Below are 18,405 nucleotides of genomic sequence, written 5' to 3'. Positions count from 1 at the left end.
CGGTTGTCCGGCGCCGCTCCCGGCCCGTCGGCGGATCGCCAGCTCAGGCGACCGACGGGCGGCCGATGTCGAAGATGTCTATCTGCGCACGTTCGAACAGGTCTTCCAAGGCGTCAGCGCCGTGCCGCCGCCGGTAGTCCGCCTCCCCTTCGGAGATCGGCAGAGCCAACAGCCAAGCCACTGTCTTGTCGCCCACCACCCGGGAGGGCAATTCGTCTTCCCAGAGGAAGGGCGGTGCCAGGAGGAGGTGGTTGAGGGCCGTCTCCAGGTGCGCGGAGACCACCCCGGGAAAGACCGCGCCGGGCTCACAGCGCCAGCCCGAGTTGATTACCTGGAAAGCAGCCCGGGCAAGCACCTTCGGATAAGCGGCAATGTCGCTGTAGCAGACCCCGACGAGTTCCACCCCCAGCGGGGGAACGACCCGTCCGGGCAAAGGCGTATCCGACAACCCGATGGTCGCGTAGGACGTCACCCCCTCCTGCGGCTGGCCGGCACTGGTCAGGATCTCGACGTGTGACTCGTGGCTGCCATCCCAGAAGCGGGTGACCCTCGGCCGTCCGCCGAAGACCGCCCCCACCGTCCGCGCTAGAGACCTATTCGCCTCGGTCACCTCTGCCACGCCGCCACCCTACGGACCCAGGTAAAGATCATGTCCTCACCCTCGTGGGGCGCCGTGACGTCACCGACGTTGATCAACGCGCCGCCGTCGCCCAGCAGCGAAACGGTGGTGGGCAGTGTGACCGCGGTACCGCCGACCAGGGTGGGCAGGTAGACCTTGGCCCTCTGTCTCGGCTAGACGGATCGCGGCGTCGCTTGAGCTGCCGTTGGTACGCGGCCGAATCGGCGGCCAGGTTGGCGTGAAGCGCCTGAATCGCGGCCTGGGTGGCCGACGGTTCGCTCCGGGTACACGGTCAGGACTCAGTCGGAAGCGAACGGTCCCTCGGTCCGGACGGACCGAAGTCCGGACCGGTCAGGTCGACCGTGACGGAAACCCCGGAACTGGAGAGGAAGCCGGCTTGCGTACCGGCGACATTGATCTGGACGAATGGGTTCGCGTTCTCAAGGTAGACGACCCACATCAATTCCCGGCTCTGGTCGAGGCGAGCGAAGAACCCCTCGGATCCGTAGGACCCCTCCCCGCAGCAGAGGTAGCCGGCGCGGTCGGGCAGCTCGCGCTCCCCCGTCACCATGATCGAGGTCGTCTCCTCCGGGTCCGGCTCGAGGAACGCCTCGAGGTTGAAGGACTCCAGCAGCGCCAGCCCACCGGAAACCATCTCGTCAACGCGCACATCCCGGGCCGAGCCGTCCGACCGATACAGGCCGTCCCGGATTGGCAGGCGCTCCGCGAGCCACAGTCGGGTGATCGCTTCCATCACTCTCCATTCGTGGAGGCGACGTCAGCCGGATCTTCAGCGTCGGCCGGCCGGCTCGTTGTGCCTGCTCAGGGCGGTGGCGAGCAGACCATCCAGGGTTGCACGGTCCAGGTTGGCCCCGACCTCGTCGCCCACCACGGCAAGCGCCGCGACGATCCTGGAGGTCACAGGCAGGAGGGCCGCGACCCGTGGCCGTAGCGGTCCATCCACGTAGACGGCCCCGCCGGGCTCGAACATCTCCATCGTCCGCCCGTCGACGACGTCACGCACGATAACCATCCCGTCGCCGCTCTTGACGACCTGCAGCATTCACGTGCCTTCCGACAGGCGCGTGATCGCCGACGTCCTGTTCGCGATCGGGGCCCGGTCCTCGAAGCAGAAAACCCAGTTGCCGAACGCGCCGAGTCGGATCAGCGCCCCGGGCCCGCTGATTGGGTGGGCCTGCTCCGCCTCGGCCAGTGTCATCAGCGTCAGGGAGTCGGCGCCGAGCGACGCCGCGACTGCGGCCGGTTCTCGATTCTGCACGAAGGTGAGGCAAAAGCCCGCAAAGCGCTCCTGCCCCGCCCACCTCCACTGTTCCACGTCCACCTGAGCAGGGTATGGGCCGTTTGTGCTTGGGGTGAACCGGCTTGTTCGGGTCACACTTCCCGATCAGGCGACATAGAGAGCTACTCCCCTGCTCCCCGGCTCCCCCGATCCCCGCTCGTGACCGGGCTGCGGCCACCGGAGCGGAGACGGAGAGTCCCGCAGGTGTTCTCAACAGATCGCCGTTACTGGCCTGGGCGGATGCGACCAGACCGTCCTGGTCGACCTGTTCGACGCCGCCAGCCTGGAGCGGGTCAGCCGACTTCCCACCTGTCGGGCCCGCCGAGAGGGTGGGCCGCCCCCGCATGGTGCGGCCCACCCGAGCCCGTCGTCCACAGCCGACGAAGACACCCGACGGACTCCGAGACGTCAGGCCGACGCCGCTGGCTGATACGCGCAGTCGAGCGCACGCGCGACGTACAGACCGTGGTTGAGGTAAGTCAAAAGGGCATCGATGGTCCCGTCGTCGAGCGCCACCTGCGCGGCCGCCCGCACGTTCTCCCCACCCTTCGGCATCGTCTGGTTCGCCGCGATCCGCAGGTCCGTAGTCCAGCTGACCCACAGGCCCGTCTTGAGGAACGCACGGAGATCGCCCGCAGTGCCGTCCAGCCCCACCTGGATCCGGCCGGGCAACGTGGTCAACGAGTCCCTGACCGCCGCAGCCATGATCTGGTTGGCCAGGACCCGCACCTCGGTGTCCGAGGCAATATCGAGGTCGACGGTGACAAGCTCGCGAACATCCGTGAACAGCTTGAGGGACCCCGCGTCGAGCGCACGCGCGATGTAGAGGCCGTGGTTCAGGTAGGTCAGAAGGGCATCGATGGTCCCGTTGTCGAGCGCCACCTGCGCGGCCGCCCGCACGTTCTCCCCACCCTTCGGCATCGTCCGGTTCGCCGCGATCCGCAGATCCGTAGTCCAACTGACCCACAGGCCCGCCTTGAGGAACGCACGGAGATCGCCCGCAGTGCCATCCAACCCCGCCTGGATCCGGCCGGGCAACGTGGTCAACGAGTCCCTGACCGCCGCAGCCATGATCTGGTTGGCCAGGACCCGCACCTCGGTGTCCGAGGCGGTATCGAGGTCGATCGTGACAAGCTCGCGAATATCCGTGTACACGATCGCCTGGCAGGATGCTTCGGCGGCCCCGAGCGATCTGGTTTGAGCCACCGCCGATGTCGCCGGGGCCAGGAGGGCCAGTGCCAGGAGGATGCCGGCGGCAATCTTTAGTCGCATGTGGACCAATTGTTCCCTTCGCTCACGTGGATGATCTTCAGTGCGAAACATACAAGGTTTCCGAGATCCGCACGGACCCCTGCGCCTGCCTGAGCCCCTAGAGCACCGGCCCCGTCGGTTGGCCGAGCGCAGCCCGGGAGCAGCAGCAGGCCCCGACAACTTCGCTGTACACGAGAAGGGCAAGCCGGTCAGGCCAGGCTTGGTGCGAGGTCAGACGGCTTGCTGACGCGCTTGCCGGCTCGGTGCGGCCGGCACGGTTGCTGCACTTCGCTGCGGTACTGCTGGGTCAGACGAGCCGCTGGATGCTGACCTTCGGGCGCTCGTTACTTAAGGGGTGTCTCGTAACTGAATGAAGGCGTTGCCCTGGGCCGGACCCGGTGGTCAGCCGGTGAGGACTACCTCAGTCGATATCTGCTCAGCTTCGGCCTGCGTCCGGCCCTGGACCGGGCTACCGCGCCGGTGATCGTGAACGTAGCTGGTGTCGGGGTCACCAAAGGCAAGGTGCACTGGGCCGACCCGCAGCCGACGTCGGGCTACTCGGCCATCGCCGCACAACTGCAGGCCGGTCGAGCCAACGACCTGCTCGGCGTGGGCTTCGGCCAACAGTCCGGCAGCCGCGCCCGATACGTGCTCTACCATCCCGGATTCACCAAGAGCGGCGATCGAAGCGCACTCCCGCTGGTGGTCCGAGGACTGCTGGCGGTGGCGGCAGTGGCGGCCCGACCTGTCGCAGACGCGGTGGCGCCGATTCACCAGTTCCTGGATGCGCCGCCGGCCGCGCCGGTGACCGCCGTCGACCGGGGCAAGCGACTCCCGCCCAGTTTCCCGACCCTCGACCCCCGCGACGCCGAGCGGTTGATGGACCTCACGGAAAAGCTTCTGAGCTGAGGCCCCCTCTCCGCCCCCACGCACACCGCCCGGCAGCAGGCCGACCTTCCTGGCGTCACGCAGCAGCTCTCCACAGTTGTGCGGGCGCACTCAATTCGGCTACTTGTTTCATTGACCCGGTCGTGGCCTGAACCCGGGCCGTGCAGCCCCTACGCCCGGAAAGCGACCAGCACGGCGAGGACGGAGTGCCGCTCGACAAGGTCGATCATGGTCGGCACGCTACCCAACCTGCGCGCGATGCGCGTGCACATATCGCCGGGGACAGGGCCCCGCAGGGAGATCAGCCGGAGGTGCCGGCAGATCCGGCCGGCACGGACGGGCCGCCGTCACATAGGGGCCCGTCCGTGCCTGCCGCCGGCCGGAGGGTGAACTCCGCCGGCTGGCGGTCAGGCGACGTCCGGCCCCTGCCGACGGAGGTCGTCCACCGTGGTCATGGCCTGGCGCAACTGGGACAGCCAGTCGTCGGTGTGCCGGCCGACCAGCCGGACGCACCAGGCGAGCGCCTCCGAGCGGGACCGCGCGACGCCCGCGTCGACGAGCGTGTCGAGGATCTGCCGCTCGGGCTGACGCAGTCGGGTCATCACCGGCGCGGCGAGGTGGGTGAAGAGCTGTGCGGTGTCGCCGCAGCGGATGCCCCAGCCCACTTTGCGCTGGTAGCGGTGCTCGGCCTGTCGGGCGACCCGGATCCGGTCGTCGCGAGTGTCCTCGCGGAACTGGTGGATCCGGCCGGCCTGGGCGGCGGTCCGGTCGGCGTCGGTGGCGTCGTCGGCCAGGTAAGGCTCGGGGAGACGCCCCCAGATGATGATCTCGTCACGGTCGATCACCACCTGCGGTGGCTCGGAGAACCATCCGTCCGGAATCGCGCCGGTGATCCAGCCGGTGGCGTCGTCGGCGGGCGGTGGGTCCTGGCGTGCTCCGGGTGGGGCGAGACGAGGGGACATGGCAACCTCCTACGCTGTCTTGATTACATGCTTACACGATTACAGCGTTGCGCGCGACGCCTTCCGCTGAGCGCGAACGCGACCCCAGCCGTACGTGCGGCCCTGGCACCGCGGCACCCGGCCGGCTCCGGCGGCGCCGATGGCATGCGCGATACTCACCCGCGGCATCGTCCGCGGTGGATTTGTCTCGTCACGGGGAGGTTCAGAGTGTCGACCAGCTCGATCGGCAGGTTGCCGGACCGGATCCGTCGGCCCGCCCGCTGGCTGCCGTTTGCCATGCTCGCCCTGCTCATGCTGATGGTTCTGGCCGCACCGCCGGGTGCCACCGGCCGGGTGCCGGCCAGGGTGCCGGTCGCGGCAACGCACGGCCCGTTCGACGTCGGCTTCGCCGAGGGCAGCGGACTGCTCGACACCAGCCTCGACCGCAGGCTGGACGACATGGTCGCCTACCTGCCCGGTCGCACGCCGATGATCCGCATCGACCTCGACTGGTGGTACGTGCAGCCGTGCCGCACCTGCGCGCTGCGCTGGGACCGGCTCGACCCGGTGGTGGACGCCGCCCGCGACCGGGGCATCCGGGTGCTGATGGTGCTCGCCTACGCACCACCCTGGGCCAACGGCGGAAACACCACCGACAAGTGGTTTCCCACCGTCGACGCCGACTGGACCACGATCGTCGACAAGACCGTGCAGCATTTCAGCGGCCGGGTGCACGCCTACGAGGTGTGGAACGAGCCGAACATCGGGCGCTCCGGCGACTACGAGGGCTTCGGCAACTACGCCACCGACCGCAAGACCCGCTACTGGCAGTTGGTCCAGCTCGCCCATCCCCGCATCCACGCCGCCTGCTCGGACTGTGTGGTGCTCGCCGGCGGCTCAGGTAACGGCTCCCCGGTCACCAGCACCGGCAACCCGAACGAGTCGGCGCTCTGGCTGGACTGGGCCTACCGCAACGGGTACGGCCGGTACTTCGACGCGGTGGCGCACCACCCGTACCCGGCGTGGAACTCCGGCCTGGGCCCGGCCAAGGCCGAGTGCGTCAACCGTTGGTGGAACCTCTTCGGCCCGTCCGGCGAGAATCCGCCCTGCGGTGAACTCGCCTACGTGCACTCGGTCATGGTCAAGCACGGTGACGGCGCGAAGAAGATCTGGGGTACTGAGTTCGGCTACCCCACGTCCGGGGCGACCGCGCTGAGTCGGGAGACCCTCCGGGATCACCTGGTCCAAGGTGTGCACCTGTGGCGCACGCTCAGCTACACCGGGCCGCTCTTCCTGTTCTCCTACCGGGACGCCTGCGTCGACTCCGGCAACCCGGAGTGCAACTTTGGTGTGGTGACGCGGGACTACGCCCCAAAGGAGCCGATCTTCAGCGATCTGTCGGTCCGGCTGTCGGATTCCGTACCGGCCAACCTGCGTACCGGGCAGGCCCTGCGCCGCTGGGCCGGCCTGCGCTCCTCCGACGGCCGCTTCGAACTCTGGGTGCAGGACGACGGCAACACGGTGCTCTACCGACGCAGCACCGGCGCCGCGCTCTGGGCGACCAACACCCGCGACGGCGTACGGCTGGTCAACGCCTCCGACGGCAACCTCGCACTCTACCGGGCCGACGGGACTATCACCTGGTCCACCAGGACCGGTGGTCGCGGCGCCTCGACCCTGTGGATACAGGAGGACGGCAACCTGGTCCTCTACCGCGACAGCGACGCAACGCCCACCTGGGCCAGCAACACGATGGTCGGCTGACCAGACCGACCGCCCGGTTCCTCCCGACGGAGGAGCCGGGCCTTCGGCGTCGGCGGCCTACCGCGGTACGGCACGGAACCACGCCTCCCGGTCGCCCGGATCGGGTCCGCGCCGGGGCAGCGCCGGCGGGTCCTGACCGGTCACCGGCGCGTAATGGTCGAACGTGGTGGTCAGGACGGCCTCGCCGCCAGTGAGGTCGGGAAGCGCGGCGACGACCCGCGGCACCCGGGAGGACGGCAGGGTGCCGCTCACCTCCAGGTAGCCGCCGGCGACGGTGGTGTCGTCCACCACCGCTCCCAGTCGGCCGAGCAGCGCCAGCACCGCCTCCACCGCGTGCTGCGGAAGGTTGACGTCAAACCGCTCGACCGGGTGGCACACCCGGGTGCCGGCCCGGCGTAGCGCCGCCGCGACCACGACCGGCGCGAGATTGCGAAAGTCGGCAGCCACGGACGAGATCGACCTGTCGAACTTCTGGTGCGGCTTGCTCTGTCGCGGCCAGTAGCGCGAAGCCGCCATGGTGACCACGCAGTCGGTGACCGGCCAGCCGTACCGGCCCTGCCGGAGCGCGGCCCGCACGCCCTCCTCCGTGGCGGCGACGAATGCCGGCGGCAGCCGGCCGGGCTCGATGCCGGGTCGGAACTCGACGCCGTGCCCGACCGGTGCGGCCTCGACGCGCAGCCCCAGACCGGCCAGGTACGGGTTGCCGCGCTCCTGCACCCGCTCCTCGGCGGCTCCGGTGCCGGCGACCCGTTCGATGCAGGCCGTCAGCGTGCCGGAGAAGCGCACCCGCACGCCGTACCGATCCTTCAGGAGAGCGGCCAGCACCTCCTTCTGCACCTCGCCGTGCAGGCGGATCACCGCCTCCGACTGCTGCTCGTCGAGCCGCAGGTCCACCAAGGGGTCCTCGTCGGCCAGCTCGGCCAGGCCGGCGAACATCGCCAGACGCTGGGCGGGGTCGACGGGTTCGACGATCGCCTGCCGGGTCGGCGGCGGGAAACGGTAGACGTGCCGCCGCGGCGGGTCGCCGACGTGCTGGCCGATCCGGGCCGACACGCCGCGCACTGCGGCGATCTGCCCGGCGGACACCGAGGGGCGCACGACCACGCCGTCGGGCTCGCTGACCGCGATCTGGGTCACCGTCTCGGGGCGGGCTCCGGCGAGCTGCACCCGATCCCGTACGCGCAGACGCCCGGACCACAACCGCACCCAGGCCCGCCGGCCGTGCCCGTCCCGGTCGACGGCGAAGACCGTACCCGCCAGCGGACCGTTCCGATCCCTGCCGTGCGGCAGCAGGTCGGCGAGAAGGTGGGACAGTTGCCGCACACCGGCTCCGGTGATCGCCGAGCCGCACGCCACCGGAGTGAGGACCGAGCGGCGTACCGCCGTGCGGATGGCGCGCCGAACCTCGCGGACGCGCACCGGCTCGTCGGCCAGCCACCGTGCCGCCAGCGCGTCGTCGACCTCCGCCACCGCCTCCACCAGCGGGTCGGCGTCGAGGGCGACGGCCCGGACCTGGGCGGCGTGCCCGCCCTGGCCGGTGACCCTGGTGAGCACGACGGGACGCGCGCCGAGCCGCTGGCGTAGCTGGGCCACCACCCGGTCGACATCGGCGCCGCGGCGGTCCACCTTGTTGAGGAAGAACACCGTAGGCACGCCGATGCGCCGCAGTGCCCGCCAGATGGCGACGGTCTGCGGCTGCACCCCCTCCACGCACGAGACCACGAGTACGGCGGCGTCCAGCACGGCCAACGACCGCTCGACCTCCGCGATGAAGTCGGGATGGCCGGGGGTGTCCAGCAGGTTGATGCTCAGATCACCGATCGTGAGCGACGTGACGGCCGCCCGGATGGTGATGCCGCGCCGGCGCTCCAACTCCATCGAGTCGGTGCGCGTCGTGCCGGCGTCGACGCTGCCCATCTGGGCGACGGCGCCGGCCTCGTAGAGCAGACGTTCGGTCAGGCTGGTCTTTCCGGCGTCAACATGGGCGACGATCCCGAGGTTCAACAGGGCCACAGCAGCACTCCACGGTCAGACGGTCAGGGGTCCGGAGCGTGGAAGCTGCTCGCATTGTCACTCCTCGTGGTGGCCGAGCGCCTGCCGCGCCCATCTGCGGCGGCGAATGATTCCCCAGGTCTACCGGGCCGCTGCCATCGCCGCCACCGAATTCGGTCCGGAACAGCGACGCATCGGCCTGTTCGCCCAGCCCACAACCAGCACACGAACCGCGCTCGTGACCGGCGGTTGACCGCGAGCCGGTGGAACGGCGTGGCGGTGGCCGCGTCAGGGGGTGTCAGACCGGCCGCCCATGGTGTCGCGTGACGAGTTCAGCGATCGCGGTCTACGGGCTGCGGAAGGCGTACCCGCGCGGAGCTCACCACCGCGGCTGCCCTCGGCGATCCGCGCGGTGAGCGTCGCTGTCCTTGTCTCCCGGGCCAGCACATCGTCCTGGCCGCCGAGATCCTCGGCGGGCAACGCGTCGGCATCCGCACCGACAAGACACTGAGCTTCTTCGACCTCGACACCCGCCAGCTGCTACGCGTCCGGCCCAACCGCTCACCCTCGCCGAGGCGGCCAGGCTGCGCGGCGCGGTCCCGGAGGCTCCCCAACCCCTTTCCGCGGTGCCGCGATCAGCCGCCCGCATGTCGCAAGATCGAGTGCACCCACATCGGCTAATGTGCGGGACGACGCCCTACTGCCTCCGCAGGGGCGCCAACGCTGACGCCTTCGGGTCCGCCGAAGAGGTCTCCAGCCTGAAGATCCTGGTCAGGGCACTGCCCGTGGGATCGGTGTCTCGAATGACGGAACTACGGCGGACTTCAGCAAGCTCACCCGCAACGCCACTGCTCCAGCAAGCTGTTTGAGGCGACCGCCGCAGGTTCACCCACCACGACGGTCACCGCCAACCCCGATGGCCTGGTCGAATTGACCCAGAGCGCCGTGCCGACTCGCAAACGTATCGACGGCCAGTGGAAGGACCTTGGTCAGCCCTTAACGGAGGGCCGAGGCGCTAACGGATGGTGAAGGTCAGCGGGTTCGAGATGCCGAGGCCGCCGTGGGAATCGTGGACCCGCACGGTGAAGGTGGACGACGTGCCGGCCGACAGGGCCGTCTGGAACTGGTAGCGCTGTCCGCTGTTGGTCGGCGTCACGGCCAGCCGGGTTGCGCCGAGGTAAAGCTCCACCCGGCTGACGAGGTCCCCGGGATCGGTGTCGGCGACGTCGGCGACCAGCGTGACGGTCGTCGGCTCGAGGAAGTAGGTCTGCCCGCCGGGGGTGCTCAACGCCACCGCCGGCGGGTGGTTGGTGCCGGTGGACGCCGGCGTCACCACCGTGACCAGCAACGGCGGCGCAGCGCCAGACAGCGACTGGTCGGTGCCGGCCGAGACGTACAGCACGAAGGTGGTGCTGGTGCCGGGCTCCCCGATCGGTGGTGTCCACAGCGCCTCGTACCGGTCACCGGTCGTCCTCACCCCCCGGGCCACCGTGACGCCGTCCACCCGGAACGACACCGAGGTGATGCTGTGGCCGCCTCCCACGGTCGCGGTCGCCGCCAGCGGCACGGTTCCCGGCGTGGTGTACACCGCGCCGGCGGTCGGGCTGAGCCAGGTGACAATCGCCGGGTAGTCAGCGACCGGCGGTGTGGTCGTCCGGGTCGGCGTCACGCTGGGCAGGACGCCGCCGGTGCACGTGACGCCGTTGAGCGTGAACGACGCCGGTATGGGGTTGCTGCCCGACCAGGCGCCAACGAAACCGATGTTCGCGGAGCCATTGGTGCCCAGGGTCGCGTTCCAGCCCAGATTGGTCGCGCTGACCTGCTGGCCCGCCTGGGCCCAGGTGGCGCTCCAGGTTTGCGTGAGCCGCTGGTCGACTGCAGGGAACGCGAACCGCAGCGTCCACCCGTTGACCAGGTCACCCAAGTTGGTGACCGCGATGTCGGCGTGGAAGCCACCGGTCCACTGGCTGGTGACGACGTAGTTCACCCGGCACCCGGCCGCCGCGTTCGCCGCACTGGCGTGCGAGATCGCGGCCATCATCGCGACCATGGCAACAGCGATGGCGGCCACAGCAGTCAGCGACCTCCGCATGGCACACCTCGCCGTAAATAGCTGGACGTCTATGAGAATGTCGACTGTCCTGCTGCTCCGCCTTCCTGTCAAGGCACGCACGGCAGTCCTGCCGCCGGCAGGACAACGGACAGCCCACCCATGGCTGATCGGTAGCGGCCACAGCGCCGAGCAGGCAGAAGAGTGGACTGCTAAAGACCACCAGCGACCCAAAACCCCTGCACTACCTGGTAGGCCACTTCGGGTCCGCCGAAGAGGTCTTCACCCCGAAGCGCCTGGTCAGGGCGTTGCCCGTGGGATCGGAGTCTCGAATGACGGAACTGCAACGGACTCCACCAAGCTCACCCGCAACGCTCCACATCGATCTGACGCAGACCTATAGGCGTGGCCTTAGGCGAACCGAGAGGTCGGCCGGCACCAGCCATCCCGGGAGCAGCAACGCCTGACCACTTCGACATCTACTGGGAGGTCACACCGCACCGTTTGACCGCATCACCGCAGGTCAGAGCCATCGTCTCTGTCCGGCGTCGGTGAGCACCTCGGGCGCGGAGACCGCTTCGCCAACCTGCACCCAATCTGCTCCCAGTTGCAAGGCCGGGCCAGCCAACGGCTCCTTACCGCCTTGACCTGCGCACACCTCCCTGCCAGGCAACATAGAGCGTTGTCGACCGCTGCGCAGAACCGCTGAGCACTCCGCGGTGAACGAAGGGCTCTACTCAATCAGCGACGGCCACGATGACCTTGCCTTCGGCGGTGCCGCTGGCGACCAGCCGGTGGGCGTCCACGACCGTGTCGAGGGTGAACGTGCGTGGGTCCAGTCGCGGGCGCAGCGCTCCGGCATCGGCCAACGTCGCGATCTCGCGCAGGATGTCGCCGTGGCGTTCGCGGCCCCGCCCGGTCAGCATCGGCAGCAGGGTGAACACCCCGGAGTAGGTCGCGCCTCGGAACGACAGCGGGGCGAGCGAGTGTGAGCCCCAGCCCAGCGCGCTGACGACATGCCCGTGATAGGTGCGCACCGCCGCGAACGACGCGTCGAGCGTCGGGCCACCGACGTTGTCGACGATGATGTCGAACCCCTCGCCGTCGGTGTATCTCTGCACGTACTCCTCGACGTTGCTTGTGGTGTAGTCGATCGGCACGGCGCCCAGGCTCTCGATGACCCGCATGCTCGCCGGCCCGCCCGTGGCGTACGCCTCGGCGCCGCGCGCCTGGGCGAGCTGCACGCCCACGTAGCCGACACCGCCGGCACCGCCGTGCACCAGCACCTTCTGCCCGGCGCGGACCCCGGCCCGGTCGACGAGCCCCTCCCAGGAGGTGATCGCGGCCAGGGGCAACGCGGCGGCCTCCCGCATCGAGAGGGTGTCCGGCTTGCGGGCCAGCAGCCGCACGTCCACGGCCGCGTACTCGGCCAGCGAACCCTGCAGGTCGCCCACGCCCCCGCACAGCCCGTACACCTCGTCTCCGGGCGCGAAGCCGGTCACCTCCGTGCCGATTGCCGCGACGACGCCGGCGAGGTCCAGGCCGAGCACCGCAGGAGGCTGGACACGCGCGTGCGCGGCCTTTCCTGCCTGGATCTTCGTGTCGAGCGGGTTGACGCCGCTGGCGACGATCCGCACCAGCACCTGCCCGCGCCCGGGGGTGGGTTGATCGATCTCCTCGATCGTCAGTGGAACGTCGAACTCCCGCAGCACCGCAGCGCGCATAACCATCCACACTCTCCGTGATCGAGTCTTCACGTGGACGTTATCCGACCGGACCGGCGGCGGGGCGGGTTCCTCGGACCACGCCAGCGCCGCCACGGGCGGGCCGGGCGCGGGTCAGTCCTCTTCGGCACCGTCGAGCAACGCGCGTCGCAGCGCCAGCCGGTGCTTCCGGCGGATCTCCGCCTCCCGGTAGCGTCGCCGGTCCCCGTCGGTCTCCGGTAGCAGCGGCGGCACGGTACGAGGCTGGCCGTCGTCGTCGATGGCGACCATGACCAGGTGGGCGGTGGCCACGTCGGTGGGTGGCACCGCCCGGTCCCACCGGTCGGCGGTGACCTTGACGGCCACCTCCATCGAGCTGCGGCCGGCCCAGGTGATCCGGGCGTCGACGTGTACGACGTCGCCGACCCGCACCGCGCGTAGGAACGCCGTCTCGTCGATGGCGGCGGTCACCGCCGGCCCGTCGGAGTGCCGGGCGGCGACCACACCGGCGACGGAGTCGATGAGGTTGAGGATCCGGCCGCCGTGCACCGTACCCATCAGGTTGGTGTGGTGCTGGTCCATGATCTGCGACAGGGTCAGGTGCGACGCCGACGGCGCTCGGCCGGCGATGGTGGCGGTGTCGTGCACAGCGGTAGTCCGTCCCTCGGAACCCACACCGCCGGTTCGCGGACACGCTGACGAGGATCTGGCCGCGCACCACACGCACGGCCGGTCACCCGCTCAGCCCACCCGCGAGGCCGACGGCAGCGCACACGGTTGTGTACGCGGCGCCGGCAGGTCTTCGGACTCGCGGGCCCGACCGGTCGTGCCGGTCCCCTACTGGCCGTCGCTTCCCGGGCCACTGGCCCAGTGCTGATGACGGCGGTCGTTCCCACTCACCGCTGCGGGGCAGCCCCGGATTTCCACCGGGTTCCCTCTTACGACGCCCAGCCGGTCACGACGGGGCGAACCAGCGCCGCGGGGAGCATAGCTGGCCTGGGGATCTGTCCACCCGGGGCGTCCGGCCGCGGCGGCGGATGACCGCATCGTCGACTTTTGTCGTTCGAGGAAGAAGATCGTCACCTCTTGAAAAAAGTCTCGCGCGGGTGAGGATATCCAGATGCGTCGTCTCCCCCAGACTTGCGGGCGGGTGGTCTCGGGCCTCCTCGCGTTCCTCCTCGCCTCGGCGGTCGCCCTCCTCGCGTCCACCCAACCCGCCGCGGCGCACGGGACCCTCGCCACGTCCACACCGGCGAGCGGCGCCACCGTGCGCGAGCCGTTGACGTCGGTGCGGCTCCTCTTCACCGAGAAGGCCGCCGCCAACGCGTTCTTCACGATCACCGCCCCGGGCGGCACCCGTGTCGACAACGGCTGGTCGCCGGGGGAGCCGCAGCCGCTGGAGAAGCCGGTACGGGAGTACTTCCTGGTCAACGGGAAGTTCGAGCCTCGGGAGTACACGACGGGGTTCCCCGCGGTGGTGGCCGTCGCCCACCTGCCCGCCAAGGGCCAGTATTCGGTGAGCTACCTGTCGGTCGCCTCGGACGGCGACGCCGTGCGGGGCACCCTGACCTTCCGTTACGAGGGGCGGGTGACGGCAGCGCCGAAGGGGTGGAGCCCGCCGTCGACCCAGCCGGACCCGGCGCTGGTGGCCGCGGCCGAGCAGCACAACACGTCCGGGCAGGCGTCTGCGGTGCCGACCACGGCGGACGATCCGTCGACCCCGCCGGCTGCGGCGGCTCCGGAGACCGGGTCGACCGACAAGAGCGGTCCCGGCGCACTGGCCTGGACCGGGTTGGCGTTGGTCGCGGCAGTCGGGGCGGTGGCCGGGTTCGTCGTCTGGCGTCGCCGATCGGCTTCCGCCGGCACACCCACCGGCCGGGGCCGTACCTCGGCGGCGACCTCCGGTCGACGCGGCGGTGGCACCCGTGCTCCGAACCGGGCCGGCGCTGGTAAGACCACCGGCGGCAAGACCGTCGGGGGTAAGGCCGCCGGGGACCGGACCGGCGGAGGCAAGACCGGCGCTGGCAAGACCGGCGCTGGCAAGACCGTCGGGGCCCAGGCCGGCGGCGGCAGGACCAGCGGGGGCACGGCCGGCGAGGTCGGCGCGGCGGCCGGCGTCGTCGCGCGTACCGCTAGCGACAGGCGGCGGCCCGCCACCGTGCCGGCGGCGCGCAAGGGTGACACGGTCGTCACGGCCCGCACGGGCGTCACCGTCGAGCCGACGCCGACCGATCAGGTGGAGAAGCCCCTCGCCAGCACGGACGACGAGCCGGCGGTCGATTCCGGACCACGGCCCGACACCGACCTCGCCGCCGCGACGCCCGGGTCCCGGCTGAGCAACACCCACCTGGCGCTGCTCGTCGGCGGGCTGGTGCTCGCCCTGCTGGCCGGGTTCGGGCTGGCCCGCATCGGGACCGGCGACGAGACCCCGGCGGGCCGCGACGCCCGACAGCCCGCGGGCGGTCCGGCCACCGCGGGGCAGGAGGGCTCCGCGACCGATGGGCACCAACACTCGTCCGGTACGGGGCCGCACACGCATCGGGGTGACGACGCGACGGGCGCGGCGCTGGCGACCGGCACGACGGTGAGCGCCGGCGGCTACACCCTGCAACCGCTGGAGCGGACCCAACCCCCCGGTGTACGCGCCGACTACCGGTTCCGCATCGTCGGGACCGACCGGCAGCCGGCGACCCGCTTCGCGGTCGTGCACGACAAGCCGTTGCACATGATCGTGGTCGGCCGCGACCTGTCCGGCTACCAGCACCTGCACCCGACGATGGCGCCCGACGGCACCTGGAGCGTCCCCCTGACGCTGGCCCGGCCCGGCGGCTACCGCGTCTACGCCGACTTCTCCGTCACCGCGACCAACGGCACGCAGATCCCGCTCGTGCTGGGCGTCGACCACACCGTGCCCGGCGCGCACACCCCGACCGCGCTGCCGCCGGTGCGGGCCGAGGCGACGGCCGGGCCGTACGCGGTGTCGATGAACGGCACCCCGACGGTGGGGGTGACAGCGCCGATGCACTTCCAGGTCAGCGCCGACCCGACCATTCCCGCCCAGTTGGAGCGGTACCTGGGCGCGTACGGGCATCTGGTCGTCGTCCGTGAGGGCGATCTCGGGTACGTGCACGTCCACCCCGAGCAGGAGTTGGTCGACGGGTCGGTCAAGTTCTGGCTGACCGCCCCGAGTTCGGGCCGGTACCGGGCGTTCTTCGACTTCCAGATCGCCGGGAAGGTGCACACCGCCGAGTTCACGATCAACGTGCCCTGAGACCGGAACTTTCTCCCCGCTGCGGCCGACCAAACAGCCAGCAGCGATCAACGGAGGAAGAACACATGCGCACCACCAGCCCGCTCGGTTTACGCCGCTCGGTCACCGTCCTCGCCGCCGCGATCCTGGCGGCGGGTGCGGCGGGTTGCGGCTCGTCCGACTCCCCGGCGACCGCACAGCCGGGCCCGTCCGCGTCGGCCTCGGCCAACCCGGACGCCGGCGTGGTCGGCATCCGTGACCCGTGGGTGAAGGCGGCCGACAAGGGCATGACGGCGGCGTTCGGGACCCTGGTCAACAACGGCGACAGCGATGTCACGGTGACCCGCGCCACGACCTCGGTGTCGTCGATGGAGCTGCACGAGATGGCCATGCAGGACGGCAAGATGGTCATGCGGCAGAAGCAGGGCGGCATCGTCGTCAAGGCCCGGGGCACGCACGCCCTGGAGCCCGGCGGCGACCACCTGATGCTGATGAACCTCACCAAGCCCGTCCAGGCCGGCGACGAGTTGTCAGTCACGCTGACCTTCGCCGACGGCAGGACCCAGCAGTTCACCGCGGTGGTCAAGCCGTTCACCGGCGCGCAGGAGAGCTACGCCCCCGGGCACGGCGCGCCCGTGACCGGCATGAGTGCCACGCCGGGAATGAGCATGAGCCCGGCGTCGTGACCGAGTCACCACCCGTGCGGCCGGTGAGCAGGCGTGGACTGCTCACCGGCGGAGCCCTGGCCGCCGGTGGAGTCCTGGCCGGCGGGGCCGCGATCGCCGCGACCCGCGCTGGGAGGACCGAGCCACCGCCGGCGACCGCCGCCGACACGACGTTGGCGGCGACCGTCGGCGGCCTGGTCGAGCCGTTCCACGGCCCCCGGCAGGCCGGCGTGGCCACCGAGCCACAGGCGCACGCCTCGTTCGTGGCGTTCACCCTGCGGGCCGGCACCGACCGGGCCGCGCTGGGTCGGATGCTGCGGCTGCTCACCGACGACGCGGCCCGTCTCACCCAGGGCCAACCCGCGCTTGCCGACACCGAGGCCGAACTCGGGCTGCTGCCGGCACGGCTGACCGTGACCTTCGGCTTCGGGCCCGGCCTGTACCGGGCCGCCGGTGTGGACGACCGCCGGCCGGCCTCGGTCACCGACCTGCCCTCGTTCCGCGTCGACCGCCTCCAGCCGGCCTGGTCCGGCGGTGACCTGCTGGTGCAGATCTGCGCGGACGACGCGGTCACCGTCGCCCACGCCCAACGAGTCCTGATCAAGGACAGCCGGCCGTTCGCCACCGTCCGGTGGGTCCAGCAGGGCTTCCGGCGCAGCCCCGGCGTCGAGCTGGGCGGCCACACCCAACGCAACCTGTTCGGCCAGCTCGACGGCACCGCCAATCCCCGGCCCGGCACCCCACTGGACACCGCCCTCTGGGTGCCGGACGGCCCGGCGTGGCTGCGCGACAGCACCACGCTTGTGGTGCGGCGGATCAGCATGAACATGGAGACCTGGGACCTGCTCGGTCGCGCCGATCGCGAGCTGGCCATCGGGCGGCGGCTCGACACCGGCGCCCCGCTCACCGGCACCGCCGAGCACGACGAGCCCGACTTCGCCGCCACCGGCGCCGACGGGCTCACCGTCATTCCCGACTTCTCGCACCTCACCCGGGCGCATGTCACCGACGACCGGCTGAAGATCCTGCGCCGGCCCTACAACTACGACGGGGTGCCGACGGCCGAGGGCCACGCCGACAGCGGGTTGATCTTCACGTCGTACCAGGCTGACATCGCCCGGCAGTACCTGCCCATCCAACGCCGACTGGCCGACCGGGACCTGCTCAACGAGTGGACCACGCCGATCGGGTCCGCCGTCTTCGCCGTCCCGCCCGGCTGCCAACCGGGAGGATGGGTCGGCGAGCAGGTGCTCGGATGAGTCAGCCAACCCGGAGAATCGCCATGACCGTACCGCCGTCCCGCCCCACCGCCGTCCGGCTCGGCGCGGCGGTGCTCGCCGTCCTCGTGGCGCTGCTCGTCCCGGCCGCCCCGGCCTGGGCGCACAACTCGCTCAAGTCGGCGACGCCGGCTCGGGACGCGACAGTACCGAGCGCACCGACCGAGGTCGCCCTGGAATTCATGCAGCGGCTCGACCCCGCGTTCACGACAATCGTGCTCACCGACGCCGCCAAGCGGAAACTCGCCACCGGCGAGCCGGTGGTCGCCGGTGCGAAGAGCACGGTCCAGGTGACCGACACGCTGCCGAACGGGACGTACACCGTCGCCTACCGGGTGGTCTCCGTCGACGGGCACCCGGTGCAGGGGTCGTACCCCTTCACGGTGGCCGACCCCGCGTCCAGCGCCGCGCCGACTGCCGGCGCCGGTACGTCGGCGGCCACCGCTTCCGCCGCCGCCGGGGTGCAGAGCGACGGCGGCCCGGGTGCCGGCGTACTCGTCGCGGGGGCCGTGCTTGCCGTCCTCGCCGTGCTGGCGGCCGGGCTGCTGTGGCGGCGACGGGCCACCCGTCGCTGATCCGACCGCTCGCCCGCGATCCTGGCCGACCCGATCTTCCCCATCGTCCGGGAACCACCGGGGTCGATGACCCGACTACCAGACTGGGCCGACGCGACACGGCACCGGGCGACCAGACCAGGACGGGAAA

General features: G+C 70.8%; 16 protein-coding genes and 1 riboswitch. Of the genes, 6 read left to right on the top strand and 10 right to left on the bottom strand.

Annotation, left to right across the window (positions count from 1 at the left end):
* Positions 1–43: 43 nt before the first annotated feature.
* The 5 genes from AB0B14_RS00690 to AB0B14_RS00670 form a co-directional block, all read right to left on the bottom strand.
* Positions 44–619, bottom strand: coding sequence for a suppressor of fused domain protein (locus AB0B14_RS00690; protein WP_357520374.1), 576 nt, complete (start codon positions 617–619; stop codon positions 44–46).
* 292 nt (positions 620–911) lie between these two features.
* Positions 912–1,373, bottom strand: a complete 462-nt coding sequence (locus AB0B14_RS00685; protein ID WP_357520372.1) for a hypothetical protein — start codon at positions 1,371–1,373, stop codon at positions 912–914.
* Between the two features lie 36 nt (positions 1,374–1,409).
* Positions 1,410–1,682 carry a hypothetical protein gene (locus tag AB0B14_RS00680; RefSeq protein WP_357520370.1) on the bottom strand — a complete coding sequence of 91 codons (273 nt, stop codon included), beginning with the start codon at positions 1,680–1,682 and terminating at the stop codon, positions 1,410–1,412.
* Complete coding sequence (locus AB0B14_RS00675; protein ID WP_357520368.1) at positions 1,683–1,961, bottom strand: hypothetical protein; 279 nt, start codon at positions 1,959–1,961, stop codon at positions 1,683–1,685.
* A gap of 366 nt (positions 1,962–2,327) precedes the next feature.
* Positions 2,328–3,191: an ALF repeat-containing protein gene (locus AB0B14_RS00670; protein WP_357064470.1), complete on the bottom strand. Its 864-nt coding sequence runs from the start codon at positions 3,189–3,191 to the stop codon at positions 2,328–2,330.
* A gap of 459 nt (positions 3,192–3,650) precedes the next feature.
* Here AB0B14_RS00670 and AB0B14_RS00665 point away from each other — a divergent pair, with 459 nt between their 5' ends.
* On the top strand, positions 3,651–4,079 hold the full coding sequence (locus AB0B14_RS00665) for a hypothetical protein (RefSeq protein ID WP_357520366.1): 429 nt from the start codon (positions 3,651–3,653) through the stop codon (positions 4,077–4,079).
* 386 nt (positions 4,080–4,465) lie between these two features.
* On the opposite strand, the gene AB0B14_RS00660 is transcribed toward AB0B14_RS00665, so the two are convergent.
* The gene (locus AB0B14_RS00660; protein ID WP_357520364.1) at positions 4,466–5,020 is read right to left on the bottom strand and encodes a hypothetical protein; all 555 of its coding nucleotides are present in this window, start codon (positions 5,018–5,020) and stop codon (positions 4,466–4,468) included.
* A gap of 207 nt (positions 5,021–5,227) precedes the next feature.
* Here AB0B14_RS00660 and AB0B14_RS00655 point away from each other — a divergent pair, with 207 nt between their 5' ends.
* Positions 5,228–6,763, top strand: coding sequence for a hypothetical protein (locus tag AB0B14_RS00655; RefSeq protein WP_357520362.1), 1,536 nt, complete (start codon positions 5,228–5,230; stop codon positions 6,761–6,763).
* Positions 6,764–6,820: 57 nt separating this feature from the next.
* Here AB0B14_RS00655 and AB0B14_RS00650 read toward each other — a convergent pair whose 3' ends face one another.
* The 4 genes from AB0B14_RS00650 to AB0B14_RS00635 form a co-directional block, all read right to left on the bottom strand.
* Positions 6,821–8,776, bottom strand: a complete 1,956-nt coding sequence (locus AB0B14_RS00650) for a translation factor GTPase family protein (RefSeq protein WP_357520360.1) — start codon at positions 8,774–8,776, stop codon at positions 6,821–6,823.
* Between the two features lie 994 nt (positions 8,777–9,770).
* A complete protein-coding gene (locus AB0B14_RS00645) occupies positions 9,771–10,847 on the bottom strand; it encodes a cellulose binding domain-containing protein (RefSeq protein WP_357520358.1) in 1,077 nt (358 codons plus the stop codon).
* A gap of 695 nt (positions 10,848–11,542) precedes the next feature.
* The gene (locus AB0B14_RS00640; RefSeq protein ID WP_357080668.1) at positions 11,543–12,535 is read right to left on the bottom strand and encodes a zinc-dependent alcohol dehydrogenase family protein; all 993 of its coding nucleotides are present in this window, start codon (positions 12,533–12,535) and stop codon (positions 11,543–11,545) included.
* 108 nt (positions 12,536–12,643) lie between these two features.
* The gene (locus tag AB0B14_RS00635) at positions 12,644–13,156 is read right to left on the bottom strand and encodes an acyl-CoA thioesterase (RefSeq protein WP_357080665.1); all 513 of its coding nucleotides are present in this window, start codon (positions 13,154–13,156) and stop codon (positions 12,644–12,646) included.
* A gap of 127 nt (positions 13,157–13,283) precedes the next feature.
* Positions 13,284–13,498, bottom strand: a riboswitch (cobalamin riboswitch).
* Between the two features lie 130 nt (positions 13,499–13,628).
* On the opposite strand from AB0B14_RS00635, the gene AB0B14_RS00630 reads away from it, so the two are divergent.
* The 4 genes from AB0B14_RS00630 to AB0B14_RS00615 all read left to right on the top strand — a co-directional run bounded on the left by AB0B14_RS00630 (position 13,629) and on the right by AB0B14_RS00615 (position 18,275).
* Positions 13,629–15,779, top strand: a complete 2,151-nt coding sequence (locus AB0B14_RS00630; protein ID WP_357520356.1) for a copper resistance protein CopC — start codon at positions 13,629–13,631, stop codon at positions 15,777–15,779.
* A gap of 65 nt (positions 15,780–15,844) precedes the next feature.
* On the top strand, positions 15,845–16,444 hold the full coding sequence (locus AB0B14_RS00625) for a copper chaperone PCu(A)C (RefSeq protein ID WP_357080659.1): 600 nt from the start codon (positions 15,845–15,847) through the stop codon (positions 16,442–16,444).
* A gap of 23 nt (positions 16,445–16,467) precedes the next feature.
* Positions 16,468–17,682 (top strand): Dyp-type peroxidase, encoded by a 1,215-nt coding sequence (locus AB0B14_RS00620; RefSeq protein WP_357080656.1) that lies wholly within the window; start codon positions 16,468–16,470, stop codon positions 17,680–17,682.
* A 23-nt stretch (positions 17,683–17,705) separates the two neighbouring features.
* Positions 17,706–18,275 (top strand): copper resistance CopC family protein, encoded by a 570-nt coding sequence (locus tag AB0B14_RS00615; protein ID WP_357080653.1) that lies wholly within the window; start codon positions 17,706–17,708, stop codon positions 18,273–18,275.
* Positions 18,276–18,405: the final 130 nt, after the last annotated feature.

The organism is Micromonospora sp. NPDC049171, assembly GCF_040648275.1.
GTDB lineage: Bacteria > Actinomycetota > Actinomycetes > Mycobacteriales > Micromonosporaceae > Micromonospora.
The sequence above is the reverse complement of the archived record's forward strand: the minus strand, read 5'-3'. Positions and strand labels throughout refer to the sequence as shown.